Genomic DNA, 25,537 nt, shown 5'->3' with positions numbered 1-25,537 from the left:
TCAGTTCCACCCCAGGCAGGCGTAGCCCGCGTACCAGCCGTCTCCCAGGTGCTCGGTATACAGCACCCCGGGCCGGGCGCTGCCCCGCCAGGGCTGGCAGCGCACTCCGGCCAGGTGCTCCAGGGGCTTGCTGGACAGCCAGGCCGCCGCCCGGCCGCCCCGGAGGACCAGCACCGCTGCGCCGTTCTCCACCCGAACAGCGTCCAGCGCCGCCCCGTCCAGGGGGACGGGACCCAGGGCGTCGGCGGCCAGCTCTCCGGACTGGGCGGCGGTCCGGACGGCCTCCAGCTCATCCCGGCGGACATTCAGCAGCCGGTGGACCTCCCGCCGGACCCGTTCCACCTGTCCTTTCCGGCTGTTTCCGGTCAGGTACCAGCCCGCCATTCCCACGGCGGCCGCGGCCGCCGTTTTGATCATTGTGGATTTCTTCATCGTTCAAGCTCCTTTCTTCACGGCCAGCTCCATCAGCAGGGCGATGAGCAGTTCCTCTCCGTCGGCGCCGGTGGATTTCATGGCAAGGTCGGTCTCCCCGCAGCGGATCACCGCCCGGCGGCACCAGGCCAGGGAGAATCGCCTGGCCGACTGCATCAGCCGCTCCGCCGGGTAGGCCGAGCGCATGCTCCACAGCTCCATCAGGTACTTGCTCCCCTTCTTTTCCTCCAGGGCCAGGCGGGCGGTGTAGAGCTGCCGCAGCTGCCTGCCCAGCACGGAGAGGAGCTTGACAGGCGGCTCCTGCATATGGAGCAGGTCCCCCAGCACCGCCGCCGCCTTGTCAAAGTCTCCGGCGGAGATGGCGTCGGTCATCTGGAACACCACCGCGTCCAGCTGGGGGGTGGCCACCGCGTCGATGTCCGCCCTGGTGACCCGGCGGTGGGAGGCATAGGCCCCGATCTTTCCGATCTCGGAGATCAGGTTATTCATCAGATCCCCGCACAGGAAGATCAGGTAGCGGGCGTCCTCGGTGCCGATGTCGTGGTCCAGGGCCTTGAAGCGCCGGGCAATCCAGTCCACCAAATCCCCCTGCTCCTGCCGGTTGAAGGCCACCACGCTTCCCTTCTCCTTCAGCAGACCCGCCAGCTTGGTGCGGGCGTCGGCCTTGTAGGCGATCAGGTCGTAGACGAACACCAGGCACACGTAATCGGGCAGGTCCTTCAGCACCGCAGCCAGACCGTCCTTGTCACCTTTGTACAGATCGTAATCGCTGACCACAATCAGGGTGCGCTGGCTCATCATGGGCAGACAATCCACCAGCTGGCCCAGGGTCTTTACGTCAAACTCCTTCCCGCTGATGGTATGCAGGTTAAACTCCTCCATACCGGCGGGGAGGAGCTTTTGCTTCATCTGGCCCAGGTAGTAGTCCCGGAGGTAGGCCTCCTCCCCGTGGAAGACGTAAAGGGAGCCGATCTCCCCCGACTTGATCTGTTTTTTCAGCAGCTGATAGGCCCCGTCGTCCGGCTTTTTCTTGGGTGGCATGGCAATTCTCCTTTACTGCGCGGTGATGGTAACCGTCCCCGACCAGTCGGTGCGGTAGATCTCGCACCCTGCGGCGGCCAGCCGCTCCAGGGTCTCCTCCGCGGGGTGGCCGTAGGTGTTGTAGCCCACGGAGATCACCGCCAGCTCCGGTCCGGTGGCCAGCAGCAGCTCCTCCGAGGCGGCGTATTTGGAGCCGTGGTGTCCCACCACCAGCAGCTCAATATCGGGCAAGTTTCCGTACTTCAACAGGCGTCTTTCAATAATTTCGTCCATGTCTCCGGTCACCAGGGCGTCAAACGTGCCGGCGGTACACAGCACGCTCAGCCCCTCCTCATTGGCGTCTCCCGCGCCCAGGGGCGGGTAAATTGTCAGGCTCCCCTCCCCCAGGGTAAGCCGGGCGGAATCGGTGAGCAGCAGAGTCTCCACGTCCCGCTCCGCCGTCGCGTCCAAAATGCTCCGGCGCAGAGGGTCCTCCGGCTCCACGTCGGGGAGCACCAGCAGGCCCACCTCCATCCGCTCCAGCAGACGCACCACGCCGTTGGCATGGTCATCGTGGAAGTGGGTAAGCACCACCACATCAATGCCCGTCAGGCCCAGGTCCTGGAAGTAGTCCGCCGCCACGTCCCCGGCGCTGTCCGCGCCGCTGCCCCCGCAGTCCACCAGGGCGGAGGCGCCCTGGGCATAGATGGCGGTGGACAGGCCCTGGCCCACGTCCAGTACCGACACCGTCATCCTGCCCACGGTATGGCTTCCGGCGTGGAGGAGCAGCGCCCAGCACAGGCCCGCGGCACCCAGGCTGAAGGGGAGCCGCAGGCCGCCCCGCCGCAGGCACAGGCCGGTCAGCAGCAGGGCGTAGATCAGTACCAGCCAGGCCCGGATGTACACCGACCGGGTGGATACCGCCGCAAAGGGAAGGGCAGCCAGCTCCGGTATCATCCACAGCAGGTATTTCCCCACCAGGGATACCGGCAGGGCCAGCAGCGTCCCCAGGCCGGGCAGAACCAGGCCGATCACCGCCGTCACCAGTCCGCCCAAAAACAGGTCGGACACCGCCCACAGGGTGAGCAGATTGGCCAGGGGCGAGATGAGGGCGACGGTGTTGAAGTAGTAGGCCGTCAGCGGTGTGGTAAAGGCGATGGCCCCCAGGGTAACCGCCAGACTGGCGGAGACAAACCGGAACGTCAGGCAGCCCAGTCCGGGCCAAAAGCCCTTGGGCCGGGCGGGCAGCCAGCGCTGCCACCGGCGGCACAGGGGGCCGGTGAACAGGTAGATCCCCGCCACCGCGGCGAAGGAGAGCTGGAGGGAGACGCTGGCAGCGGTATAGGGATTCTGAATGAGCAGCAGCATCAAAATGGTACACAGGGAGGTGGCCCGGTCATCCTCCCTATCCAGCAGCGGGGCCAGCAGCAGCATGGACTGCATAAAGGCCGCCCGGAGCACCGAGGGCGTATTCCCCGCCACCGCGGCAAAGAAAAACATCAGGGCGATGCCCACCCCGGCGGACAGCCGGCGCCGCCGCCCCAGCAGGGTGGTAATCAGTCCGGCCAGGAAGGAGACGTGGAGGCCGGACACCGCCACCACGTGGGCGGTACCCGTCCGGCGCAGGGCGGAGTAGAAGCCGCCCTCCAGGCCGGAGGTGTCGCCGGTGAGGAGAGCGGAGACCAGCGGCCCGACGGAATCCGGAAAGGCCCGCTGGGCGCTCTGGCGGATGGCACGGGACACATACACCGGCCAGTACCGCACCGGTACCCGGTCCGGACGGGTCACCTCCGCCTCGCCCTTGGCATAGGCCCAGAGGGTGACGCCCTTGGCATAATAGTAGCCGCTGCGCTCCCCATACATGGCGTCGGCCAGTTCAAAGGCGGCGGTCACCGTCAGCTCGTCCCCGGGCCGCAGGTCCTCCGGCACGGCTTCCAGCCACAGCAGGGCCTTCAGCCAGCCCCCTTCCTCCCGGCGGAATCTGACCTCCACCCAGCGGGAGTCCTCCTCCGGCCAGTTCGTCACCTGGGCGGTGACGGCACCCTCCGTGCCAGACAGCAGCCGGGCGGGGGTGTGGAACAGGGCGGTATACATCCCCGTCCACAGCAGGCCCGCACCCAGGCCGAAACCCAACAGGAGCAGCCGCAGACGGCGGTCTTCCCGCAGAAGCAGGCCGCTCAGCCCGGCCAGCGCGCAAACAGCCCCCACCGGAAGAAGAAACCCCTCCGGCAGCAGATAGACCCCCAGAAACACCGCCGCCGCATAGGCGCCGGCAAACCAAGCCAGCTTACGCACGGGGCGCGGGGTCGTCGGTCAGGCCCAGGATATAATCGGTACTGGTGTGGTAAAGCTCCGCCAATTTCAGCACCGCCCACACCGGGATCTCACGGATGCCTTTCTCATAACGGCGGTAGACCTCCAAATTCATATTCAGATAGTCCGCCACCCCGCGTTGGGTCATGTCGCTGTCTGTACGCAAATCGAAAATACGGCGAAAATACATAGTATCACCCAAGCAAAATGCTACCATTCGGTCGCATATCCGGTTCATTTTAACGCCATACGGCTTTATTTTAGCAAAGTCCCCTCCTCTTTGCAACCCCAGGGAGCGGGCTGCGGGGTACCCCCAACTTTTTCTCTTGACAACCCGTCTATGATAGGGTATACCCTGAACATACCACCTACTAAATAAGGAGGAAATATGATGCTGCTGCTGAATATTGATTATATCCCTGGAAAGAAGATCGAGCCTCTGGGCCTTGTCAAGGGCAGCGTGGTCCAGTCCAAGCACTTCGGTAAGGATTTTATGGCCGGGATGAAGACCCTGGTGGGCGGCGAAATCGTGGGCTACACCGAGATGCTGGCGGAAGCCCGGCAGATTGCCACTGAACGGCTGGAGAGCGACGCCAGATCCCTGGGTGCCGACGCCGTACTCAACGTGCGCTACACCTCCTCCGCCGTGATGCAGGGGGCCGCTGAGGTCACCGCCTACGGCACCGCCGTGCGCATCCTGGGCGACGGCTGAAAAAGAAATGACAAATTGCTACAAAGTGGGGACGGGTCTTGCGCCCGCCCCCACTTTGGCGTACAATCAGGTTACATAATCCAAGAGGAGGACATTTTATGACTTGGAAGCGTCCTGCCCGCCTGCCCGCTCTACTGCTCGCGCTGACCCTGGCGCTCACTCCCGCCGCCCGGGCGCTCACCACAGACCAGGCCGTGGCGCTGTTGGAGGATTACTATATTGACGACGTCCCCCAGTCCGTACTGGAGCAGCCCACCGTCCAGCAGATGGTGGAGGCGCTGGGGGACCCCTACACCCAATATTTCACCGCCGAGGAATATGGTCAGTTTCTGAGTTCCATGGAGGATATCCCCATAGTGGGTACCGGTGTCTCCGCCCTGACCACGCAGGACGGGCTGCTGATCCTTCGGGTGTTTTCGGACACACCCGCCGCCGAGAGCGGGCTGCTGCCCGGGGATTTGATTGTGGAGATTGACGGCAAGTCCACCACCGGCGACAATGTCCTTTCGGCCTCTTCCTGGCTCCAGGGGGAGGAGGGAACCCAGGTGAAGGTAACCTACCTGCGGGAGGGGGCGGAGCATACCGTCACCCTCACCCGCCGGGCCATCACCATCCCCGCCACCTACACCGAACTGTGGGACGGCCATATCGGCTATATTGACTGCGACACCTTTGGCGACAGCACCCTGGAACACTTTCTGGACGGACTGGAGACCTATGACGGCCAGGCGGACCACTACATTGTGGATCTGCAGGACAACGGCGGCGGAAGCATCAACGCCGCCATGTCCGCCGCCGCCTGCTTTACCGGCCCCGCCCTGATGACCTATTTTCTGGACGGCGCCGGGGAGGTGACCTCCTACGGCAGCCAGCTGGAGAGTCAGACTATCTATCCTGCCATCGTCCTCACCAACGGGGAGACCGCCAGCGCCTCCGAGCTGTTTGCCGCCGCCATCCGGGACAACAACGCCGGCATCCTGGTAGGCGGGCGCACCTTCGGCAAGGGCGTGGCTCAACAGGTATTTGATCAGGAAAGCTATCCCGATTACTTCCCCGACGGGGACGCGCTGAAAGTTACCACCTACCGGCTCTATGCCGCCAGCGGCACCACCGCCAACGTCATCGGCATACTGCCCCACCTGTTGGTAGATCCCGCCATCGCCTCCGATGTGGCGGTGCTGCTCAGCGGAACCAGCCCGGCGGAATCCACCCAGGGTACCCTGCGCATTGACTTCGGCTGGCGGTGGTATGTGGACCTGGACACCGCCCTGAGCGAAGCCTACCGGCCCGTCTTTGTGGCGCTGCTGGAGGCGCTGCCCGACACCGCCCGCATTCTGGAGGGGACCGGCGGAGCCGACGGCTGGGCGGACACCACCGCCGGGGACGTCGCGGAGCAGTACGGCCTGTCGGAGTACCAGGCCAGAACCTTTTCCGACATCGACGCCTCCCCCTATCGCCAACAGATCCGGCAGCTGGCAGTCTACGGCATGGTGGAGGGGGACGGGACGGGGGCCTTCCGGCCGGAGGAGGAGCTGACCCGGGCGCAGCTGTGCGCCCTGCTGGCCCAGGTCCTGGCCTACAACTCCTACAGCGGCACCAGCCGCTTTTCCGACGTGGCGGCGGACAGCTGGTACGCCGGTGCCGTCAATACCCTGGCCAGCCTGGGGCTGGTGGAGGGAGTGGGCGGCGGCCGGTTCAACCCCGACGCCCCGGTGGACCACCAGCAGTTTATCACCATCATGGGCCGCCTGGCCCGGATGCTCAACCTTTTTTTGGATCTGACTGCGGATGAGATGCCTCAGGACGCCCTGTCCGACCCCGCCCTGTCCGGCTACGCCGGCTGGGCCAGGGAGTCGGTGTGGCTGCTGGCCCTCAGTCAGCAGGGGCTGCTGGGCAACATCATCAACCTGCTGTGGGCGCCGGCGGAGGAGATTGCCCCCACCGCCGCCACCACCCGGGAGGAGGCCGCCGCCCTTACCTGCTCCCTGCTCAACTATGTGGGCATCCTGCCCGCCTGATCCGCTGAAAAAGCCTGCCGGAGAGGTGCTTTCCCTCTCCGGCAGGCTTTTTTGCCGCCTTATACGAACTCGTAATCCACAAACCGGTCTTCGCCCTGCTTGTTGTCCTTGGTCTCCCCCACAAAGGTCCCCATCACCTTGCAGTCGGGACACAGGCCAAAGCTCTCCTCCGAGGCGCCCTCCAGCTCATAGCGGTATTTCTTTCCGCAGTTTGGACATTCATAGAAAAAATAATAGGTTCCCCAGGTCATAGCTCCCGCCGCCTTTCTCTCAAATTGCCGAAAAACATGATAGCACCATCCGCCGCTGAACGCAAGGGTTTACTCCTTTTTCTCCGCCTTTGCCGCGCAGGCGCGCGATACTGGGCAGGGATATCCCTCCGTTGCATTCTCTTTAAAATTCTGGTAAGATAGCATGGTAACGGGAAAAATTCGGGGGAGGGAACGGCCATGGGACGCGGAAAGCGGGACAAGCGCGGAGCGGACCGGCGGCAGGTTCGCCGCCGGGGCAGGCGCTGGGTCCTGGCGGCGGTGTGTCTGGCGTTGGCGGCGGCGCTGGCTCTCTGGCGGCCCTGGCGGCGGACGGTGGCCCTGCCGGAGGAGCTTACCGCCACCAGCGTGCTGGTGCTGGACGGGGCGGGCGGCGTGCTGGCCCAGCGGGAGGCGGACCTGCCCCGCTCCCCCTCCAGTCTGACCAAGCTGCTCTCCCTCTATCTGATTCTGGAGGACGTGGAGAACGGGAAGCTGGCTCTGGAGGAACGGGTGCGGGTACCGCTGGAGGCAGCCAACACCACCGGTTCCAAATACGGGCTGTATCCCGGCCAGGAGGTGACGGTGGAGCAGCTGCTGGCCGGGTCCATTCTCAACAGCGGCTGTGACTGCGTACTCACCCTGGCCACACTGTCGGCGGGGAGCGAGGCGGCCTTTGTGGAGCGGATGAACCAGGCGGCGGCAGAGCTGGGCCTCACCGGCTCCCATTTTGTCAACGCCACGGGCCTGGACGCGGCGGAGCACTACATGACCGCCCGGGATCTGGGGGTACTGGCCCGGCGTCTGGTGGAGGATCATCCTCTCTACCTGGACTACTCCTCCCAGGCCGCTCTGGAGCTGGACGGGCTGCGCTTCCGCAATCTGAACCGTCTGGCGGGAACCGATCCCCGGGTGCTGGGGCTGAAAACGGGTACCAGCCCCATTGGGGGAAACAATCTGGTGACTTACGCCCGGCGGGGGGAGGAGAGCTGCTACATCGTGCTGCTGGACAGCGCCAGCGAAACCCTGCGCTTTTTCGAGACGGAGCAACTGCTGGATTTGGTGCTGGGGGGTGAGGCGTAATGGCGGGCAAGGCGAGGCCCCGGGCGGCGCGCAAGACCGCCCTCCGGGTAAACACCCCTCTCTTTTTCCTTACCGCCGCTCTGCTGCTGCTGTTCGGGGGATACTATGACGCCATGGTTTTCCCGGCGGGGGCGCTGCTGGGGGTTCTGCTGCCCCTGGAGCTCCGGCGGCGTGGAACGCTGCCCCTCCCCCCGCTGATCTGGCCCCTGGCGGGGCTGGCGCTGTGCGCCGCAGTCACCCTCCCCTTTGCCGTCAGCCCCGGCATGGCCCTCACGGGGGTGCTGCGGTGGCTGGTTGCCCTGCTGTTCTGCCTGTATGCCGCCTGCTACACCGCCGGTGAGCGGGCGCTGGCGCTGGACGGTCTGGCCGCCCTGGGGGCGGGGATGGCGGGGGTATCCACCGTCTTCTTCCTGCTGTCCGGCGGGAGCGACGCCAACGGGCGGATGGACGGCTTTTTCCAATATGCCAACTCCTACGCCCTGTTCCTGCTGGTCTGTCTGGCTTTGCTGGCGGGGAAGGAGAAGCGCTCCCGGTGGGACTGGCCCGCCATGGCCGTGCTCCTGCTGGGGGTGGCCCTCACCGGCTCCCGGGGGGCGCTGCTGCTGCTGGGGGCCGGAGTGCTGGTGTGGAGCCTCTGGCAGCTGCTCCGCCGTCGGCGGGCGCTGCCGGTGGTTCTGGCGCTGGCCGCCCTGGTCGGCCTGGGCACTTTGGCCGCGGCCCTCAGCGGCGGGCTTCTGCTGGACCGGCTGGGGGCCATCACGCTGGAGTCCTCCAGCCTCAACGGCCGGCTGCTCTACTACCTGGACGGGCTGCGCCTGCTGGGGGAGCGGCCCATGGGGGTGGGCCGGGGAGGCTATCTCTACGTCCAGCCGCTTATCCAGACCGGCCCCTATATTTTAAAATCCATCCACAACGAGTACCTCCAGGCCGCTCTGGACGGCGGCCCGGCCGCCGGCGTGCTGCTGGCGGTGCTGGCGGGGCTGTGCGTGTTCCGCCGGGGCCTGCCCCTGCGGCAGCGGGGCGCGGCGGCCCTGCTGGCCCTCCACGCCGCCATTGATTTCGACTTCCAGTTCTTCGCCCTGTTGCTGGTGCTGCTGCTGTGCGGGCTGGGGGAGGAGAAAAGGGCCGTTCCTCTCCCCCGCCGGGGCGCGCTGGCGGGTGCCGGAGTGCTGACGGCGGCGCTGGCCTGGTTCTCCCTCCCCTACGGTCTGGCCTTTTGGGGGCAGAGCGGCCCGGCCTGGACCCTGTGGCCCGCCGACCTGTCCCTGGCGGAGGCGCGGCTCCAGAGCTGCGCCGAACTGGAGGAGGCGGGGGCGGTGGCCGACGCCATTCTGACGGACACCAGTCTGTCCATGCTGGCCTGGGACTGCAAATACGCCCAGGCGGCGGTGGAGGTTGACTACCCATCCATGACATCGTACCGGTACAACTACCTGCTGCTCAACCCCTACCGGTCGGAGGTCTACGAGGGCATGGCCACTTTGCTGGAGACCGCCTGCCGGCAGGATTCGGAGCATACGGACATCTATCAGACGCTGGCGGAGGCGACGCGGCGCCGGCTGGAGGAGGTGATGGACCGCACCAGTCTCCTGGCCTGGCGCATCGCGGACCGGCCCGATTTTTCCTTTGCCCCGGCAGTGCTCCAGCGGCTCAATGATTTGGAAGAAATGAGGGAATGACATGCGTTTGAACCGGCAGCTGCTGGCCAGTCTGCTGCTGACGGCGCTGCTGCTCACCGGGCTGCTGCCCGGGGCCGCGGCGGCGGAGCTCTCGGCCAGCTATGAACCAGCCAACTATTATGACATCGCGGTGACCGTCTACTCCCGGACCCTGCTGTTCCAGGACGGGGTGGTGGCGGCTTCGGACGTCCGGGACCATTACGGACTTATCGACGTCACCGGCGCGGTACGGGTACCCTTTCAGTACGATTATCTGGAGGCCACCGGCGGCGGCTACTTTGTGGTGACCCAAGGCAGCCAGCAGGGCATTATGGACTGCTCCGGCCAGTTCGTTGTCCCTCTGGCGAAGCAGTCCATCAGCACCCGCAACAACATCCTCCACTGCTGGAGCTGGAGTGAGGACGGCATATCCGAGACCTACTACACCGAGGACATGCAGCCCGCCGACGAGGCGGATTACTATGGGGACAACTCCTACCTGGAAGTGGAAGGATACTACTATGTACTCCAGTTGGCGGGGGGCTTCTACCTGGCCTACGGCTACGACGGCATGGCGATACTGGGCAGCGACTTTCAGCCCACCCTGCCCATTGGGGCATACAGCTCCCTGAAGCTGCTGGGCTATGTGGGGGAGACCCCCTACTTCCAGGGCCAGGGCGAGGACTACGGGAGCAGCTGCGTGGTGGACCCCTATGGCCGGGTAATCATCCCCATGGGCGCCTATTCCCGGGTGGGTGGGGTGAGCCCCAGCGGCAAACTAGCGGTACAGACATGGAGCGGGGAGAACTGCCTGTCCCAGCTGTATGATCTGAGCACGGGGGCGGAGGTCAGGCGGTGGACGGATCGGGGGGTAACCACCGAGACCTACTTCCGGGATTTGGCCTTCACCCTGGACGGGGAGAAGTACGGCACCATGGACGAGGACGGCAATGTGCTGGTACCCAACCAGTTCTATATGCTTCTCGACAGCGGAAGCCTGGACTATGTGAAGGTGGTTGACCGGGACCCGGAAAACCAGTGGGCTACTTTGCAGGGCCTCTACACCGCCGACGGCCAGGAGGTCTTTGCCCCCCAGTTCCGCGAGATGACCTATCTGGGGGAGGATGACTACCGGATATACGACGGTGCCTATTTCGGCGTGGTGGACGGTACGGGCGCCTTTCCCATCCCAGCGCAGTACCGGGAGCTGCGCATCTTCAACCGGAATTTCCTGGAGGCGGTAAACGACAGCGGCGGATCGCTGGTGCTGGATGTCACCGGGCGGGAGGTGATTCCCCAGTCTCTGGAAAATATGTATATCTTTGACGATTACGACGCCTTCGAGTGGAACAGCTACACCTATGAGACTCTTCCCGCCCGGGAGGACGGGTATAAGGGCGCGGTACTCCCCTTCCGGGTCAAGACCGGGACGGGGTATGAGACCTACTATGTGGACTGGCAGACCGGCCAATGTCTTGGGTGGCTGCCGGTGCTGGCCTCCAACCTCACCTCCGACGGCCGCTTTGTCTACCGGGACGAGTCCAACGGCCTGTACGGCTTCGGGCGGCTGGACCAGGGCGTCTTCCCCCAGAACCCGGATGCGCCGGACAGCGGCCTGCCGGAGGAGGAGGTGCCTCTGCCGGACTACCTGCTGGAGAGCGTCCACGACTTCAGCAGTCTGGATGGGCCTCTGACCTACACCTACACCTATCCCGAGGCCCAGGCCCTGGACGTGACCTTCTCCCCCTACACGGATGTGGCCCTGACCCTCAACGGCCGGAGCTATGCCCCGGATGACCTGGCCGGGCAGACGGTACGGGTCCAGGGAGACACCCTGACGGCGGAGCTGGCCGGCGCTGCCGGCTCCGGTGTCCCCCTGTTCGGCTTTGCCGTGGAGCAGGTGGAGCCGGTGGGCGGCCCGGCGGCCGGCCCGGGGGCGGCGGCGGTGTACACCGCAGGCTCGGGCAGCGGGGCGGAAGCGGTGCTCACCGGCCTGCGCTCCGGGGAGGCGGTGGAGGTCACTCTGGTGGGCCAGGGGACGGAAACCCGGTGCCTGCTGGGTGCCATCTACGGGGCCGACGGCGCTCCCCTGGATTTCGCGGTGGTGCCGGTGACCTTTGACCAGGGGATATTCACTGCCAGCCTGGATTTCTCCCGGTACGGCCAGGCGGTCACCCTGAAGCTCTTTTTGATGGACGGCGACTGGGTCCCGGAGATGGTGAATCTCACCCTCACCGACGCCGGTTAGCCCGAGAAGTCTCCTCGTAGAAATCCTGGCGGCCTTTTAATGGAACCGACAGGCGTCTTTTGCCACAGGCAGAAACACCCGCGCCCCGGAGCTACGTGCTCCGGGGCGCGGGTGTTTCTGCCTCTTTTTCCGCCCTGCGGGCGTCTCTGGCCGCAATGGCCTCCGCCAGGGTCCGGGCGGGACGGGCGTTGATCCGCCCCTGCCAGTCCAGCGCCCAGGCCCTCAGGGCGTTCAGCCCCTCCTCCGACAGGGGGAAGGAGACACTCTCCTCCACGGTGCTGTCCGTCAGGTTCCAGGGTCCCTCCCATACCTGGGCCGTCAGGGCCGTCCAGGCGTCCCCCTCTTTCACCGGGTCCACCCGGTAGCGCATCCGGCCGCCGCTGGCCGTCCAGAAGTTCCCGTTCTCAAAATGGGAGAGCACGGGCAAAAACAGTTCTTCTTCCATGGGTTTTGTTCCTTCCTGCTTCAACATAGGAGCGTGGCATCCCCTGTATGATACCACGCTCCCTGCAAATTTTCAATTCTCGGAATAGCGGGACAAAAACTGCCGGGTCCGCTCCTCCCGGGGGGCTTCAATGACCTGCCGGGCGGGTCCCTGCTCCACAATCACCCCTTCGTCCATGAAGATCACCTGGTCGGCCACATCCCGGGCAAAGGCCATCTCATGGGTGACGATGATCATGGTGGTCTTCTGCTGGGCCAGGGCGCGAATGACCTTCAGTACCTCCCCGGTGAGCTCCGGATCCAGGGCGGACGTGGGTTCGTCAAAGCAGAGGATGTCCGGCTTCAGGGCCAAGGCCCGGGCGATGGCCACCCGCTGCTGCTGGCCGCCGGAGAGCTGGTGGGGGTAGTGGTCGGCCCGGTCGCTGAGGCCCATTTTCCCCAGCAGCTCCCGGCCCTCCCGCTGAATTTCCTCCAGCAAGCTCTTCTTATTCTGCTTGTAATCGGGCCGCTCCTGGACCAGCAGCTGAGGGGCCAGGGTGACGTTCTCCAGAGCGGTATACTGGGGAAAGAGGTTGAAGGACTGGAACACCAGACCAAAGTGGAGCCGCTTCTTCCGCACCTCGCTCTCCCGCTGGGTGGCGGGGTCGTCGGCGTCAAAGAGGGTCTCTCCGTTGACCAAGATCTTTCCCTGGTTGGGGGTCTCCAGGAAGTTGAGACACCGCAGCAGGGTGGTTTTCCCCGAGCCGGAGGAGCCGATAATGGCCAGGGCCTGGCCCTGTTCCAGGGAGAAGCTGATGTCCTCCAGCACCCGGGTAGCCCCAAAGTGCTTTTCAATGTTCTGTACATCCAAAATGGGCATGGGGCGCGCCTCCTTATTTGAAATAGTCCATCTTCCGCTCAAACCAGTTCAGCAGCAGGGTTAGGATGCCACTGATGGCCAGGTAAAACACGGCGGTGTAGAACAGGGGCCAAATCATGCCCTTCTTGATGTAAGACTCCCCCATCCAGATGATCTCATACACGGAGATGACACGCACCAGGGCAGTGTCCTTCACCAGGGTGATAAATTCGTTGCCCATGGGCGGCACAATGCGCTTAATGACCTGGATGAGGGTGACCTTGAAGAAGATCTGGCTGCGGGTCATGCCCAGCACCAGGCCGGCCTCCCGCTGGCCCACCGGCACTCCCTGGATGCCCCCCCGGTAGATTTCGGAGAAGTAGCAGGCGTAGTTGATGACAAAGGTCACCACCGCCGCGGTGAACCGGGGCAGCAGGGGCAAATCAAACATCAGGCCCGGGCCGTAGAACACCACCATAATCTGAAGCATCAGGGGGGTACCCCGGATGATCCACACGATGGTCTTGACCACCGCCCGCAGAGGGGTACACCGGCTCATGGAGCCGAAGGAGATCACCAGCCCCAGGGGCAGGGCAAAGAGCAGGGTGAGGGCGAACAGCTCCAGAGTGACGACAAGTCCCTCCAGCAGGGTGAGGGATACAGACAGCAGCATAGGCGTTTCCTCTCCATGACCGGGGAAAGGCAGAGAACCCGAAGGTTCTCTGCCTGTTCCCTCTGAATTTCTTTCTTACTTGGCGATGACGGACTCCTGCACGCCGTAGGTGGTGGCCATCTCCATTACCGTGCCGTCGTCATAGGCCTCTTTCCAGAAGGCGTTGAAGGCCTCGGTCAGATCGGACCCCTTGCGGAAGGCCACGCCGTACTCCTCGCTGTTGAGCTGCACGGTATAGGTCAGGTCGGGATAGCTGGTTCCCTCGCCGATCATGGCGCCCGCCATCAGCAGGTCGATGACGCAGGCATCGGAGGCGCCGGAGGCCACCTCCATCAGGGCGTCGGCCTGGGTGGTCTTGGCCACATACTCCAGGCCCAGGGCATCCAGCTGCTCGGCGCCGGCGGAGCCGTTCTCCGCGGCGAAGTTCAGGCCGGACAGGCTCTCCACGGTCTGGTAGTCCTCCGCCTTATCGGCGGGGAGCACCACCACCTGGCCGTTGTTGCAGTAGGCCTCGGACACGGAAGCGCCGGCGGTAACCTCTTCGGTGATGGTCATGCCGTTCCAGATGACGTCAATGCCCTTGGTATCCAGCTCCATCAGCTTGTTGTCCCAGTTGATTTCCAAAAACTCCACATCCACGCCCAGGCTCTCGGCAAAAGCCTTGGCCATGTCGGCGTCAAAGCCGATCCACTCGCCGCTGTCGTCTTTGTAGTCCATGGGAGCAAAGTCGGTCATACCCACAATGAGGGTACCCTTCTCCTGGACATAGGCCATATCGCTCTCGGCGGCGGGGGTGCTGGACTCCGCCGGGGCGGGCGTCTCGGAATTGCCGCCGGCGGGGGTCTGGGCGCTGCCGGCGGTGCCGCTGCCGCAGGCGGCCAGAGACAGGGTCAGGCCCAGCGCAAGGGCCAGAGCGGTCAGTCTGCGTTTCATGTACATTCCTCCAAACCAAATATGTCGTGATTGCTTTCGTATGTTACCACACTAAAGCATCATTGTAAAGAGGAATTTAAAATTTTCTCCGCCCGGCACCAGTCCGCCGGGGTATTCACATTGAGCAGAATCCGTTCCAGGTCAAAGCCGGGCAGCGCTTCTTCCGCCACGAAGCGGCAGTCCAGCTGGTCCAGCAGGGCGCCCATGGCGCGGCGGTCCTGATCCAGGCAGGCCCGGACCCGGGGCAGGCAGGTGGCCCGGTAAGCGGCAAACAGGGGTTCCGCCCGCCCGTCCCGCCGGCGGATGAGGCAGGCATCGGCCTCTCCCAGCCGCTCCACCAGCAGCCGGGCCAGGGCAGGGTCGGCAAAGGGCAGGTCCACGGCGGTAAGAAATATCCGCTCCGCCCCGGTACAGGCCAGGGCGCTCTCCAGCCCCGCCAGGGGACCCAGTCCCGGCCGCAGGTCGGGCAGGCCCCCCGGGCCGGATACCCAGACCCGCTGAAAGCTCCCCCGAAAACGGGCGATCAGCCGGGTCAGCAGCGCCTCCCCACCCAGGGTGAGAGCCGCCTTGTCCCGGCCCATGCGGGAGGACCGCCCCCCCGTCAGAATCACCGCCGCCGTCTCCATTTTCCTCTCCCTCCCCCTCTCCGGCCCAGTGTAACAGAAAAATTTACCCGCGTCAAAATCTGTATAGAACATGCGGCCATTCCATATCCTGTGAACCAGAATTCAGGAACATTGGAGGCTTGACACGCGATGAAAAAACTGGCCGCGGCCCTGATGGCCGCCCTGCTGCTGGCCCTTCCCGCCCGGGCCGCCGACAGCTCGCCGTCGGTGGACGCGGCGGCTGCGGTGCTGGTGGAAAAGGAGACGGGTACAGTTCTGTGCCAGCAAAACGCCCACGACAAGCTGGAACCCGCCAGCGTCACCAAGGTAATGACCCTGCTGCTGGTGATGGAGGCCATTGACAGCGGCAGTCTGTCCAGAGAGGATGTGGTGACGGTATCCGCCCGGGCCGCCTCCATGGGCGGCTCCCAGGTGTATTTAAAGGAAGGGGAGCAGATGACGGTGGACGATCTGCTCAAGGCGGTGGCGGTGGCCTCGGGCAACGACGCCTCAGTGGCCCTGGCCGAGCACCTGGCGGGAAGTGAAGAGGCCTTTGTCTCCCGGATGAACCAGCGGGCCGCCCAGCTTGGCATGGCGGACACCTGCTTTGTCAACTGCACCGGCCTGCCCGCGGCGGGACACCTCACCTCCGCCTACGACATCGCCCTGATGAGCCGGGAGCTGATTTTAAACCACCCCTCCATTCGGGACTACACCACCATCTGGATGGACTCTCTCCGCGACGGCCAGTTCCAGCTGGCCAACACCAACAAGCTCATCCGCTTTTATGAGGGGGCCACCGGCCTGAAAACCGGCTCCACCGACGCCGCCGGTTACTGCCTGTCCGCCACGGCGGAGCGGGACGGTATGGAGCTGATCGCCGTTATTTTGAAGGCTCCCACCAGCGACGCCCGCACCGCCGCGGCGTCCTCTCTCTTAAACTACGGCTTTGCCAACTACACCCTGATGGATGTCTACCCCGCCCAGGCCCTGCCCCCAGTGGACGTGCTGCTGGGCGAGATGGAGACCGTCCAGCCGGTGCTCTCCGCCTCCAGCCGTATTCTGGTGGAAAAGTCCATGGTCAACCAGGTCACCACCCAGCTGGATCTGTGTCAGGACGTGGAGGCTCCGGTGGAGGCGGGGCAGAAGTTGGGAGAGATGACGGTCCTCTCCGGGGAGGAACCCCTGCAAACCATTCCCATCGTGGCCGGCAGCGCCGTGGAGCGGCTCACCGTTCCCGGCATCTTCGCCCGGCTGCTCAGATCCCTTTTTATGGCCCAATAATTTCCCCACAAGCCGGAGACGGACCTTCCGTTTCCGGCTTGTGCACATTCTTCCCAAAAGTTTATCTCCCTACTTTATGAAATTTTACGTGTTCTTTCACATAGGTGTCTTGACTATCTCAGGAGATCGTTGTATAATTTCTACAAATAAGTCCAGATTTATTTGGAGCTTATTTATCACCAATGACAAGATTCTTTGGTTTACAGCCCCTTTGTTTGGGGATTTCTACCAACAAGGAGAGGATACCTATGTCTTTTCATACCACTGATCCCGCTCTGACGGCTTTCTCCGAAGGCAACAGCGTCCGGGCGCAGGAGTTTTTTGGTTCCCACCCATCCGTCAAAGACGGCCAGGCCGGCTGGACCTTCCGGGTGTGGGCGCCCCACGCCAAGTCCGTATCCGTTATGGGCGACTTCAACGACTGGAAGGACGGGGCAAACCCCCTGGAGCTGCTGTGCGACGGCGTGTGGGAGGGTTTTGTTCCCGGCCTCAAGCAGTACGACAACTACAAGTATTCCATCCAGACCGCCGACGGGCGGATGCTGGCCAAGTCCGATCCCTATGCCTTCCACGCCGAAACCCGGCCGGGCAACGCCTCCAAGCTGTATGATCTCTCCGGCTACCAGTGGGGGGATCAGAGCTGGATGGACTACCGGAAGAGCAGCCCCATCTATCAAAAGCCCCTGAACATTTACGAGGTCCATCTGGGTTCCTGGCGGCGCACCGGCGACGACCAGATGCTCTCCTACCAGGACATCGGCAAGTATCTGGTCCCCTACGTGAAGGAGATGGGTTTCACCCATGTGGAGCTGCTGCCGGTGACCGAGCACCCCCTGGACGCCTCCTGGGGCTATCAGTGTACCGGCTACTTTGCCGCTACCAGCCGGTACGGCACCCCCCACGACTTCATGTGGCTGGTGGACCAGCTCCACCAGGCGGGCATCGGCGTGATTCTGGACTGGGTTCCCGCCCATTTCCCCAAGGACGCCTTCGGCCTGTACGAGTTTGACGGTCAGCCCTGCTATGAGTATGCCGACCCTCGGAAGGGGGAGCATGCCGACTGGGGAACCCGGGTATTCGACTATGCCCGGCATGAGGTTCGCTCCTTCCTGTTCTCCTCCGCCATGTTCTGGCTGGAGCAGTACCACATTGACGGACTGCGGGTGGACGCGGTGGCCTCCATGCTTTACCTGGACTACGGCCGGCAGGGCGGGGAGTGGACCCCCAATATGTTCGGCGGCCATGAGAATCTGGAGGCGGTGGACTTCCTCCAGGCCCTCAACGGCCACATCTTCATGGCCCATCCCGACGTGATGATGATCGCCGAGGAATCCACCGCCTGGCCCCGGGTGTCCCATCCGGTGGGGGAGGGCGGCCTGGAGGGCGGTCTGGGCTTCAACCTGAAGTGGAACATGGGCTGGATGAACGACATCCTCCACTATATCAAGCTGGACCCCTATTTCCGCCAGTTCAACCACAAGGATATCACCTTCTCCCTGATGTACGCCTTTTCGGAGAACTTCGTGCTCCCCCTGTCCCACGACGAGGTGGTACACATGAAGGGCTCCCTCATCAACAAGATGCCCGGTACCAATGAGGAAAAGTTTGCCGGCGTGCGGGCTTTCTACACCTACATGCTCACCCATCCCGGCAAAAAGCTGCTGATGATGGGCAGTGAGTTCGGCCAGTGGAACGAGTGGCACTACGAGCACTCCCTGGACTGGCACCTGCTCAGTCCCGACGAGGAGTGGGCCAAGCCCCACCGCCAGCTCCAGCAGTTCTTCAAGCAGGCCAACGCTTTCTACCTGGCCCACCCCGAGCTGTGGGAGCTGGACTTCTCCTGGGAGGGCTTCGAGTGGATTGAGGCCAACGACAACCAGGCCAACACCGTGGCCTTCCTCCGGAAGGACGCCAAGGGGGACGCGCTGGTTATCGTGTGCAACTTCTCCCCGGTGGACCGGACGGGTTACACTGTGGGCGTGCCGGTACCCGGCGCCTATACCTGCATCTTCTCCACCGACGACCCCGCTTTCGGCGGCAAGGGTCTGGGGGATACCGAGCCGGTAAAGAGCCAGTACAATGAGAGCCAGGGCCGGGAGCAGTCCATTACCCTGCACCTGCCCGCCATGAGCGCCGCTATCTACCGCTGCACCCGCAAGTTCCCTGTCCGGCGCAAGAAGGGGGAGGCCCCCAAGGTCGGGAAAAAGGCCGCCGTCAAATCCGCAGCCAAGGAGAAGGCCGCCGCTCCCGCCGTGAAGGAGAAGGCCGCCAAGCCCGCCGTGAAGGCCAAGGCCACGGCCCCCGCCGTGAAAGAGAAGGCTCCCGCCCCCGCTGTGAAGGAGAAAGCTCCCGCTCCCGCCGTGAAAGAGAAGGTATCTGCTCCCGCAGTAAAGAAAAAGGCCGCCGCGCCGGCCATCAAGGAGAAAGCCCCCGCCGCCAAGCGGCCGGGCAGAAAAGCAAAGGCAGAGAAAGAAGAGAAATAAGCTCTGATCCGGAGCCGGAAGGAGAGGAAAGGTCCGCGGGCCACGTGTCCACGGGGCGCTTTCCGGCCATTCTGACAGCCACACAGAACCATCCGCTATCCGTATCCCAACGATCGCAAGGATCCAGTTCAATGACTGAGGTGATAGAATGAAAAAGGAATGTGTCGCCATGTTGCTGGCAGGAGGGCAAGGCAGCCGCCTGCACGCTCTCACCAGCCATGTGGCCAAGCCCGCGGTCCCCTTTGGCGGAAAGTATCGCATCATCGACTTCCCCCTGTCCAACTGCATCAACTCCGGCATCGACACAGTGGGTGTGCTCACCCAGTACCGCCCCATGGAGCTCAACGCCTACATCGGCAACGGCGAACCCTGGGATCTGGACCGCTCCTACGGCGGCGTCCACATCCTGCCCCCCTACATGCGGGAGGGTGAGAAGGGTACCTGGTACAAAGGCACGGCCAACGCCATCTACCAGAATATCAACTTCCTGGAGACCTATGATCCGGAGTATGTGCTCATCCTGTCCGGCGATCACGTGTACAAGATGGACTACGCCCAGATGCTCCGCCGCCACAAGGAGGTGGGGGCGGCCTGCACCATCGCCGTGCTGGAGGTTCCCATGGAGGAGGCGCCCCGCTTCGGCATTATGAACGTGGATGAGAACGACGACATCTACGAGTTTGAGGAGAAGCCCAAGAAGCCCAAAAGCAATCTGGCCTCCATGGGTATCTATATCTTCACCTGGAAAAAGCTGCGGGAGTACCTGATCGCCGACGAGGAGAACGAAAAGAGCTCCAACGACTTCGGCAAGAACATCATTCCCGCCATGCTGGACAACGGGGAAAAGATGACGGCCTATCGCTTCCAGGGCTACTGGAAGGACGTGGGTACCATCGACTCCCTGTGGGACGCCAACATGGATATGCTTTCTCCCGACAACGGCATTGATCTGTACGACTCCGAGTGGCCTATTTTCGCCCGCACGCCCACCAAGCCCCCCCACTTCATGGGCAAGGATGCCAAGGTGGATCACTCCATGGTCACCGGCGGCTGCGAGGTGTACGGCACGGTAGAGAACTCGGTGCTCTTCCACTCGGTCACCGTGGAGGAGGGCGCGGTGGTGCGCTACTCCATCCTGATGCCCGGCACCGTGGTGAAGGCGGGCGCCGTGGTGGAATATGCCATTGTGGCGGAAAACAGCGTCATCGGCGAGCGGGCCAAGGTGGGCGCCTCTCCCGACGGCAGCGAGGACTGGGGCGTGGCCGTGGTGGCCCAGCATCTCACCATCGGCGCCGACGCGGTGGTTTCGCCCAAGGCCATGATCACTCGTAACGTGAAAGGAGGTGGGGTAAAATGATGAACAAGCTGCACGGCATCATTTTTTCCTACCTTTCCAATCCCGATCTGCGGGAACTGACTCAAAACCGGAACACCTGCTCCATCCCCTACGGGGGCCGGTACCGGGTCATCGACTTCATGCTCTCCAGCATGGTCAACGCCGGTATTTGCGACGTGGGCATGATCGTCCACGCCAACTATCAGTCCCTGCTGGACCACGTGGGTTCCGGCAAGGACTGGGATCTGAGCCGTAAGCACGGCGGCCTGCGCATTCTGCCTCCGTTCAGCTACTCCGGCAAGCGGGAGGGCGCCTACCGGGGCCGGATGGACGCCCTGGCCGGTGTGCGGTCCTACCTGCAAAATATCCGTCAGGACTACGTGGTGCTGGCCGGCGGCGACGTGGCGGTGAATCTGCCCCTGCGGGACATCTTTGACGCCCACATCCGCAACGACGCCGACATCACCGCCGTATGTACCAGCCACCCCATGGGTGACCCCAAGGACTCGGACTACTTCTCCATCGGCTCCGGCGGCCGGGTAACCGACGTGTCGGTACACCCCTCCATCGCCCAGGGCTGCGAGTCTCTGGAGGTGTATGTGCTCTCCAAGGAGTTGCTGCTCTCTCTGGTGGATCACTGCGCCGCCCACAACATTCCCTCCTTCAGCATCGGCGTACTCCAGGCCATGGCGGGCCAGCTGAAGATCTGCCCCTATGTGTACGACGGCTACGCCGCCCGGCTCCAGTCTGTAGCGGGCTATTTCGCCCGGAGCATGGAGCTGCTGGACCCCAACATCCGCAAGCAGCTGTTCGTGCCTGACCGGCCGGTGCGCACCAAGGACCGCTCCGATCCGTCCACCTATTACGGACCCGACTCCAAGTCCACCAACTCTCTGGTGGCCGACGGGTGCATCATTGAGGGCGAGGTGGAAAACTCCATCCTGTTCCGCGGGGTGCGGGTAGAGAAGGGCGCCCGGGTCTCCGGCTGCGTGCTGATGCAGGGTACCACCATTCAGGCCGGTGCGGTGCTCAAGTACGCCATTACCGACAAGAATGTACGGGTCAACCCCGGCCGGATGCTGATGGGCCACAGCACCTATCCTCTGGCCATCGCCAAGAACGAGATCGTCTGACCAGCGCTTGGCGGGCCGGCTCAGGGCCGGCCCGCCTGTCCTGTGCGTATCTATCAATTTGATTGGAGAGTAATATGAATATTTTGTTTGCCACCTCAGAGTGCGCCCCTTTTATCAAGACCGGCGGTCTGGCGGATGTGGCCGGCGCGCTGCCCAAGGCGCTGGCCAAGCTGGGTCACGATGTGCGGGTCATCCTGCCCCTGTATGAGGGCATCGGCCAGGAATGGCGCAGCCAGATGACCTTCCTGCAGTGCTTCCACATCACCGTGGCCTGGCGCACCCCCTACTGCGGCATCCTCGAGCTGAAGCAGGACGGGGTGACCTACTGGTTCGTGGACAACGAGTATTACTTCAAGCGGGCCAACATCTACGGCCACTATGACGACGGGGAGCGGTTCGCCTACTTCTCCCGGGCTGTGGTGGAGGCGATGGGCTATCTGGATTGGCATCCCGATGTGCTCCACTGCAACGACTGGCAGACCGCCCTGGTCCCCATCTACCTGCTGGAGGAGCGCCACCGCATTGCCCAGCTGGCTGACACCAAGAGCGTGTTCACTATTCACAACATTGAGTATCAGGGCCGCTACGGCAGCCAGACGCTGAAGGATCTGTTCGGACTGAACGCCGGATACTTCAACGAGCATATGCTGGAGTACCACGGGGATGTCAACCTGATGAAGGGTGCCATCTACGCCGCCGATTACGTCACCACGGTGTCTCCCACTTACGCCGACGAGCTGCAATACAGCTTCTATGCCCACGGACTGGAGGGGGTTATCTCCGACAACCGGCACAAGCTCAAGGGCATTCTCAACGGCATTGACACGGAAATTTATGATCCCTGGCACGACAAGGGCCTGACCAAGCTCTTCTCCTGGCGGCAGCTTGCGGGCAAGAAGGCCTGCAAGGCCGCCCTCCAGCAGATGTGCGGCCTGCGGGAAAACCCCGACACTCCCATCATCGCCTGCGTCTCCCGGCTGGTCAAGCACAAGGGCTTTGATCTGGTGAATGCCGCCATCCACGATATTATGGGCATGGACACCCAGATGATCGTGCTGGGTACCGGGGACTGGAACTTTGAGGAGTCCTTCCGCCAGGCTCAGAACCAATATCCCGGCCGGTTTGCCGCCCACCTGATGTACTCCCCCAACCTGTCCACCGCCATCTACGGCGGCGCCGACATCTTCCTCATGCCCTCCATCTCCGAGCCCTGCGGGCTGAGCCAGATGATCGCCATGCGCTACGGCACCATCCCCGTGGTGCGGGAGACCGGCGGACTGCGGGACTCCGTCATCCCCTACAACAAGTACACCGGAGAGGGGACCGGCTTCTCCTTCGCCAACATCAACGCCAAGGAGATGACCGGCGTGCTGGCAGAGGCGGTCAACCTCTATCACGACGACAAGAAGGCCTGGAAGGGCATCCAGAAAAACGCCATGACGGCGGATTTCTCCTGGGATAAGTCCGCCCAGGAATATTGCCAGATCTACGGCTGGGTCACCGGCAAGTAAAGTTTGCGGCCCTTCCCTTGACAAGGTCCATACGATTGTGATAAAATTCCGCTCCGCAGGGGGATTTTTCCCCCTGCGGAGTGCTTTGATGCGATCCTGACAGAATAGGAGATGTCTGCGTTGCACAATTATACCAAAAAAGAGCTGATGACCCTCATTACCGGCAAATTGCGCCGCAATTTCGGCCGGGATGTGGAAGAGGCCACCAGTCTGCATATGTTCAAGGCCTGCGCCATGGTACTGCGGGATATCATGTCCGAGCGGCAGATGAAAACCGCCGATCAGGTAGCGGAGAAGCACCAGAGGCAGGTTCACTATCTGTCCCTGGAGTTTCTTATGGGCCGTTCCCTGATGAAGAACGCCTACAACCTGGGGGTGCTGGAGCAGCTGAAGGGCGCCATTGAGGCCCTGGGCTTTTCCGCCTCCGACCTGTTTGAGGCCGAGCCGGACGCCGGCCTGGGCAACGGCGGTCTGGGACGTCTGGCCGCCTGCTACCTGGACTCCATGACCACCCTGGAGATCCCCGCCACCGGCTACTCCATCTGCTACGAGCTTGGCATTTTCAAGCAGAAGATTGTGGACGGCCAGCAGGTGGAGCTGCCCGACAACTGGCTGGGCCTGGGCGACGCCTGGCTTATCCCCAAAATGGACGAGGTGGAGGAGGTCCACTTTGGAGGCAAGGTGGAGGATGAATGGGACGACCAGGGCCGCCACCGGATCAAGCACACCGGCTATGACACGGTGCTGGCGGTACCCAAGGACATGGAGATCTCCGGCTACCACACTGAGCACGGCAACCTGCTCCGGCTGTGGGACGCCAAGAGTCCCACCCCGGTGGACATGAACCTGTTCTCCTCCGGCCAGTATCTGCGGGCGGTGGAGCAGCAGGCCATGGCCGAGTCCATCTCCAAGGTGCTCTATCCCGAGGACAATCACTACGAGGGCAAGTCCCTGCGGCTCAAGCAGCAATATTTCTTCGTCTCCGCCACCATCCAGTCCATCGTGCGCAAGCACCGGGCGGAGTACGGCACCCTGCGCAACTTCCACCTCAAGCACGTCATTCAGATCAACGACACCCATCCCACCCTGGCCATCCCCGAGCTGATGCGCATTCTGCTGGACGAGGAGGGCTACGGCTGGGAGGAGGCCTGGTATATCACCACCCATACCATCGCCTACACCAACCACACCGTCATGGCCGAGGCCCTGGAGCGCTGGCCCCAGCAGCTCATCGAGTCTCTGCTGCCCCGGATCTGGCAGATTCTGGTGGAGATCTCCAAGCGGTATCAGGAGGCCCTCACCGCCTTCTTCCACGGGGATCTGTCCAAGGTGGCTCCCATGGCCATCATCTGGGGGGGCGAGGTACGTATGGCCAACCTGTGCGTGTGCGCCTGCTTCAAGGTCAACGGCGTGTCCGCCCTCCACTCCGACATTCTGAAAAAAGACGTCTTCCATGACGCCTACACCCGCACCCCCGACAAGTTTACCAACGTCACCAACGGCATTGACCATCGCCGCTGGCTGGCGGAGAGCAACCCCAAGCTGGATGCGCTGATCCGGGAGTGCTGCGGCAAGGACAAATACCTGCTCCAGCCCGAGGCTCTGAAGGAGCTGGAGAAATTCCAGGACGACGCCGGTGTGCTTACCCGCCTGGGCGAGATCAAGGCGGAGAACAAGAAGGCCTTTGCCGCCTGGGTACAGCGTGAGCATGGCATTGTACTCAATACCGACGCCATGTTTGACGTCCAGGTGAAGCGGCTGCACGAGTACAAGCGTCAGCTGCTCAATGTGCTGCACATCATCTACCTGTATCAACACATGAAGAACGATCCTCACTTCGACTTTGCCCCCCGCACCTATCTGTTCGGGGCCAAAGCGGCCCCCGGCTACGCCGTGGCCAAGCGGATCATCCGGCTGATCAACTCGGTATCCGACATGATTGCCAAGGATCCCATCTGCAAGGACCGGCTCCAGGTGGTCTTTTTGGAGAACTACCGGGTGAGTCTGGCGGAGAAGCTGATGCCCGCCAGCGAGCTCTCCGAGCAGATCTCCACCGCCGGCAAGGAGGCCAGCGGCACCGGCAACATGAAGTTCATGATGAACGGCGCGGTGACCATCGGCACCCTGGACGGCGCCAATGTGGAGATGCACCAGGTGCTGGGAGACGAGAACATCTTCCTCTTCGGTCTGAAGGCACACGAGGTGGCGGAGCTGAAGCAGAAGGGCTACAAGTCCTACGAGTACTATGTCCACAACCCCGATCTGCGCTCCGTGGTGGACCAGCTCAACGTGGGCTTCGGCGACGGGGTAGCCTATGACGATATTGCCCGCCGGCTGCTCTTCGGGGACGGCGGCACTGCCGACGAGTACCTGCTGCTGGCCGACTTTGAGAGCTACCGGGATGCTCATGTCCGGGCGGGCCGGGCCTATCAGGACCCCAAGGCGTGGAACAAAATGTCTCTGCTGAATATTGCCCGGTCCGGCATCTTTGCCGCCGACCGCTCCATCAGTGACTACGCCAAGGGCATCTGGAACGTCCCTGTGCGGGAGATCAAGTAAACTTCT

The 25,537-nt window shown here is 63.2% G+C and carries 21 protein-coding genes; 11 read left to right on the top strand and 10 right to left on the bottom strand.

Annotated elements, in window-relative coordinates; genetic code table 11:
- The 4 genes from Q0J74_RS00760 to Q0J74_RS00745 are packed head-to-tail and all read right to left on the bottom strand — an operon-like array spanning position 1 to position 3,955.
- Positions 1-432: a toxin-antitoxin system antitoxin subunit gene (locus Q0J74_RS00760; protein ID WP_297209104.1), complete on the bottom strand. Its 432-nt coding sequence runs from the start codon at positions 430-432 to the stop codon at positions 1-3.
- Between the two features lie 3 nt (positions 433-435).
- Positions 436-1,473, bottom strand: coding sequence for a DNA polymerase III subunit delta (gene holA, locus Q0J74_RS00755; RefSeq protein ID WP_297209102.1), 1,038 nt, complete (start codon positions 1,471-1,473; stop codon positions 436-438).
- A 12-nt stretch (positions 1,474-1,485) separates the two neighbouring features.
- The gene (locus Q0J74_RS00750) at positions 1,486-3,747 is read right to left on the bottom strand and encodes a DNA internalization-related competence protein ComEC/Rec2 (RefSeq protein ID WP_297209100.1); all 2,262 of its coding nucleotides are present in this window, start codon (positions 3,745-3,747) and stop codon (positions 1,486-1,488) included.
- Positions 3,740-3,955, bottom strand: a complete 216-nt coding sequence (locus Q0J74_RS00745) for a helix-turn-helix domain-containing protein (RefSeq protein WP_297209129.1) — start codon at positions 3,953-3,955, stop codon at positions 3,740-3,742. Before Q0J74_RS00745 ends, Q0J74_RS00750 begins: the two co-directional genes overlap by 8 nt.
- Positions 3,956-4,156: 201 nt before the next feature.
- On the opposite strand from Q0J74_RS00745, the gene Q0J74_RS00740 reads away from it, so the two are divergent.
- Positions 4,157-4,477: a YbjQ family protein gene (locus tag Q0J74_RS00740; RefSeq protein WP_297209097.1), complete on the top strand. Its 321-nt coding sequence runs from the start codon at positions 4,157-4,159 to the stop codon at positions 4,475-4,477.
- 98 nt (positions 4,478-4,575) lie between these two features.
- Positions 4,576-6,495 (top strand): S41 family peptidase, encoded by a 1,920-nt coding sequence (locus Q0J74_RS00735; protein ID WP_297209095.1) that lies wholly within the window; start codon positions 4,576-4,578, stop codon positions 6,493-6,495.
- A 59-nt stretch (positions 6,496-6,554) separates the two neighbouring features.
- On the opposite strand, the gene Q0J74_RS00730 is transcribed toward Q0J74_RS00735, so the two are convergent.
- Complete coding sequence (locus Q0J74_RS00730) at positions 6,555-6,746, bottom strand: hypothetical protein (RefSeq protein ID WP_297209092.1); 192 nt, start codon at positions 6,744-6,746, stop codon at positions 6,555-6,557.
- Positions 6,747-6,944: 198 nt separating this feature from the next.
- On the opposite strand from Q0J74_RS00730, the gene Q0J74_RS00725 reads away from it, so the two are divergent.
- From Q0J74_RS00725 to Q0J74_RS00715, 3 genes are read left to right on the top strand one after another with little or no spacing between them, the layout of a single operon-like run.
- Positions 6,945-7,826, top strand: a complete 882-nt coding sequence (locus Q0J74_RS00725; RefSeq protein WP_297209089.1) for a D-alanyl-D-alanine carboxypeptidase family protein — start codon at positions 6,945-6,947, stop codon at positions 7,824-7,826.
- Positions 7,826-9,505 (top strand): O-antigen ligase family protein, encoded by a 1,680-nt coding sequence (locus Q0J74_RS00720; RefSeq protein WP_297209086.1) that lies wholly within the window; start codon positions 7,826-7,828, stop codon positions 9,503-9,505. The genes Q0J74_RS00725 and Q0J74_RS00720 overlap by 1 nt, the downstream gene beginning before the upstream one ends.
- A 1-nt stretch (position 9,506) precedes the next feature.
- On the top strand, positions 9,507-11,732 hold the full coding sequence (locus tag Q0J74_RS00715) for a WG repeat-containing protein (protein ID WP_297209083.1): 2,226 nt from the start codon (positions 9,507-9,509) through the stop codon (positions 11,730-11,732).
- Positions 11,733-11,823: 91 nt separating this feature from the next.
- On the opposite strand, the gene Q0J74_RS00710 is transcribed toward Q0J74_RS00715, so the two are convergent.
- From Q0J74_RS00710 to Q0J74_RS00690, 5 genes are all read right to left on the bottom strand, one after another.
- Complete coding sequence (locus tag Q0J74_RS00710) at positions 11,824-12,177, bottom strand: hypothetical protein (protein ID WP_297209080.1); 354 nt, start codon at positions 12,175-12,177, stop codon at positions 11,824-11,826.
- Between the two features lie 72 nt (positions 12,178-12,249).
- Positions 12,250-13,035, bottom strand: a complete 786-nt coding sequence (locus tag Q0J74_RS00705) for an amino acid ABC transporter ATP-binding protein (protein ID WP_297209077.1) — start codon at positions 13,033-13,035, stop codon at positions 12,250-12,252.
- A gap of 13 nt (positions 13,036-13,048) precedes the next feature.
- Positions 13,049-13,687: an amino acid ABC transporter permease gene (locus Q0J74_RS00700; protein WP_297209074.1), complete on the bottom strand. Its 639-nt coding sequence runs from the start codon at positions 13,685-13,687 to the stop codon at positions 13,049-13,051.
- A 75-nt stretch (positions 13,688-13,762) separates the two neighbouring features.
- A complete protein-coding gene (locus tag Q0J74_RS00695; RefSeq protein WP_297209071.1) occupies positions 13,763-14,620 on the bottom strand; it encodes a transporter substrate-binding domain-containing protein in 858 nt (285 codons plus the stop codon).
- 59 nt (positions 14,621-14,679) lie between these two features.
- Positions 14,680-15,246: a molybdenum cofactor guanylyltransferase gene (locus tag Q0J74_RS00690; RefSeq protein ID WP_297209067.1), complete on the bottom strand. Its 567-nt coding sequence runs from the start codon at positions 15,244-15,246 to the stop codon at positions 14,680-14,682.
- A 129-nt stretch (positions 15,247-15,375) separates the two neighbouring features.
- Here Q0J74_RS00690 and Q0J74_RS00685 point away from each other — a divergent pair, with 129 nt between their 5' ends.
- The 6 genes from Q0J74_RS00685 to Q0J74_RS00660 all read left to right on the top strand — a co-directional run bounded on the left by Q0J74_RS00685 (position 15,376) and on the right by Q0J74_RS00660 (position 25,531).
- Positions 15,376-16,509, top strand: coding sequence for a D-alanyl-D-alanine carboxypeptidase family protein (locus Q0J74_RS00685; RefSeq protein WP_297209064.1), 1,134 nt, complete (start codon positions 15,376-15,378; stop codon positions 16,507-16,509).
- 248 nt (positions 16,510-16,757) lie between these two features.
- Positions 16,758-18,992 carry a 1,4-alpha-glucan branching protein GlgB gene (gene glgB, locus Q0J74_RS00680; RefSeq protein ID WP_297209061.1) on the top strand — a complete coding sequence of 745 codons (2,235 nt, stop codon included), beginning with the start codon at positions 16,758-16,760 and terminating at the stop codon, positions 18,990-18,992.
- A gap of 148 nt (positions 18,993-19,140) precedes the next feature.
- The gene (locus Q0J74_RS00675; RefSeq protein WP_297209058.1) at positions 19,141-20,349 is read left to right on the top strand and encodes a glucose-1-phosphate adenylyltransferase; all 1,209 of its coding nucleotides are present in this window, start codon (positions 19,141-19,143) and stop codon (positions 20,347-20,349) included.
- Complete coding sequence (glgD, locus tag Q0J74_RS00670; protein ID WP_297209055.1) at positions 20,346-21,461, top strand: glucose-1-phosphate adenylyltransferase subunit GlgD; 1,116 nt, start codon at positions 20,346-20,348, stop codon at positions 21,459-21,461. Before Q0J74_RS00675 ends, glgD begins: the two co-directional genes overlap by 4 nt.
- Positions 21,462-21,535: 74 nt before the next feature.
- Positions 21,536-22,972, top strand: a complete 1,437-nt coding sequence (gene glgA / locus Q0J74_RS00665; protein ID WP_297209052.1) for a glycogen synthase GlgA — start codon at positions 21,536-21,538, stop codon at positions 22,970-22,972.
- 111 nt (positions 22,973-23,083) lie between these two features.
- Positions 23,084-25,531, top strand: coding sequence for a glycogen/starch/alpha-glucan phosphorylase (locus Q0J74_RS00660; RefSeq protein WP_297209050.1), 2,448 nt, complete (start codon positions 23,084-23,086; stop codon positions 25,529-25,531).
- Positions 25,532-25,537 lie beyond the last annotated feature (6 nt).

The organism is uncultured Flavonifractor sp., assembly GCF_944387675.1.
Lineage (GTDB): Bacteria > Bacillota > Clostridia > Oscillospirales > Oscillospiraceae > Flavonifractor.
This window is presented reverse-complemented; position numbering and strand designations above follow the sequence as displayed.

What these genes read in the sequence shown, in the direction of transcription:
- Q0J74_RS00760 (WP_297209104.1), bottom strand. Translation starts at nt 432, where the DNA reads ATGAAGAAATCCACAATGATCAAAACGGCGGCCGCGGCCGCCGTGGGA.
- holA (WP_297209102.1), bottom strand. Translation starts at nt 1,473, where the DNA reads ATGCCACCCAAGAAAAAGCCGGACGACGGGGCCTATCAGCTGCTGAAA.
- Q0J74_RS00745 (WP_297209129.1), bottom strand. Translation starts at nt 3,955, where the DNA reads ATGTATTTTCGCCGTATTTTCGATTTGCGTACAGACAGCGACATGACC.
- Q0J74_RS00740 (WP_297209097.1), top strand. Translation starts at nt 4,157, where the DNA reads ATGCTGCTGCTGAATATTGATTATATCCCTGGAAAGAAGATCGAGCCT.
- Q0J74_RS00735 (WP_297209095.1), top strand. Translation starts at nt 4,576, where the DNA reads ATGACTTGGAAGCGTCCTGCCCGCCTGCCCGCTCTACTGCTCGCGCTG.
- Q0J74_RS00730 (WP_297209092.1), bottom strand. Translation starts at nt 6,746, where the DNA reads ATGACCTGGGGAACCTATTATTTTTTCTATGAATGTCCAAACTGCGGA.
- Q0J74_RS00725 (WP_297209089.1), top strand. Translation starts at nt 6,945, where the DNA reads ATGGGACGCGGAAAGCGGGACAAGCGCGGAGCGGACCGGCGGCAGGTT.
- Q0J74_RS00720 (WP_297209086.1), top strand. Translation starts at nt 7,826, where the DNA reads ATGGCGGGCAAGGCGAGGCCCCGGGCGGCGCGCAAGACCGCCCTCCGG.
- Q0J74_RS00715 (WP_297209083.1), top strand. Translation starts at nt 9,507, where the DNA reads ATGCGTTTGAACCGGCAGCTGCTGGCCAGTCTGCTGCTGACGGCGCTG.
- Q0J74_RS00710 (WP_297209080.1), bottom strand. Translation starts at nt 12,177, where the DNA reads ATGGAAGAAGAACTGTTTTTGCCCGTGCTCTCCCATTTTGAGAACGGG.
- Q0J74_RS00705 (WP_297209077.1), bottom strand. Translation starts at nt 13,035, where the DNA reads ATGCCCATTTTGGATGTACAGAACATTGAAAAGCACTTTGGGGCTACC.
- Q0J74_RS00700 (WP_297209074.1), bottom strand. Translation starts at nt 13,687, where the DNA reads ATGCTGCTGTCTGTATCCCTCACCCTGCTGGAGGGACTTGTCGTCACT.
- Q0J74_RS00695 (WP_297209071.1), bottom strand. Translation starts at nt 14,620, where the DNA reads ATGAAACGCAGACTGACCGCTCTGGCCCTTGCGCTGGGCCTGACCCTG.
- Q0J74_RS00690 (WP_297209067.1), bottom strand. Translation starts at nt 15,246, where the DNA reads ATGGAGACGGCGGCGGTGATTCTGACGGGGGGGCGGTCCTCCCGCATG.
- Q0J74_RS00685 (WP_297209064.1), top strand. Translation starts at nt 15,376, where the DNA reads ATGAAAAAACTGGCCGCGGCCCTGATGGCCGCCCTGCTGCTGGCCCTT.
- glgB (WP_297209061.1), top strand. Translation starts at nt 16,758, where the DNA reads ATGTCTTTTCATACCACTGATCCCGCTCTGACGGCTTTCTCCGAAGGC.
- Q0J74_RS00675 (WP_297209058.1), top strand. Translation starts at nt 19,141, where the DNA reads ATGAAAAAGGAATGTGTCGCCATGTTGCTGGCAGGAGGGCAAGGCAGC.
- glgD (WP_297209055.1), top strand. Translation starts at nt 20,346, where the DNA reads ATGATGAACAAGCTGCACGGCATCATTTTTTCCTACCTTTCCAATCCC.
- glgA (WP_297209052.1), top strand. Translation starts at nt 21,536, where the DNA reads ATGAATATTTTGTTTGCCACCTCAGAGTGCGCCCCTTTTATCAAGACC.
- Q0J74_RS00660 (WP_297209050.1), top strand. Translation starts at nt 23,084, where the DNA reads ATGTCTGCGTTGCACAATTATACCAAAAAAGAGCTGATGACCCTCATT.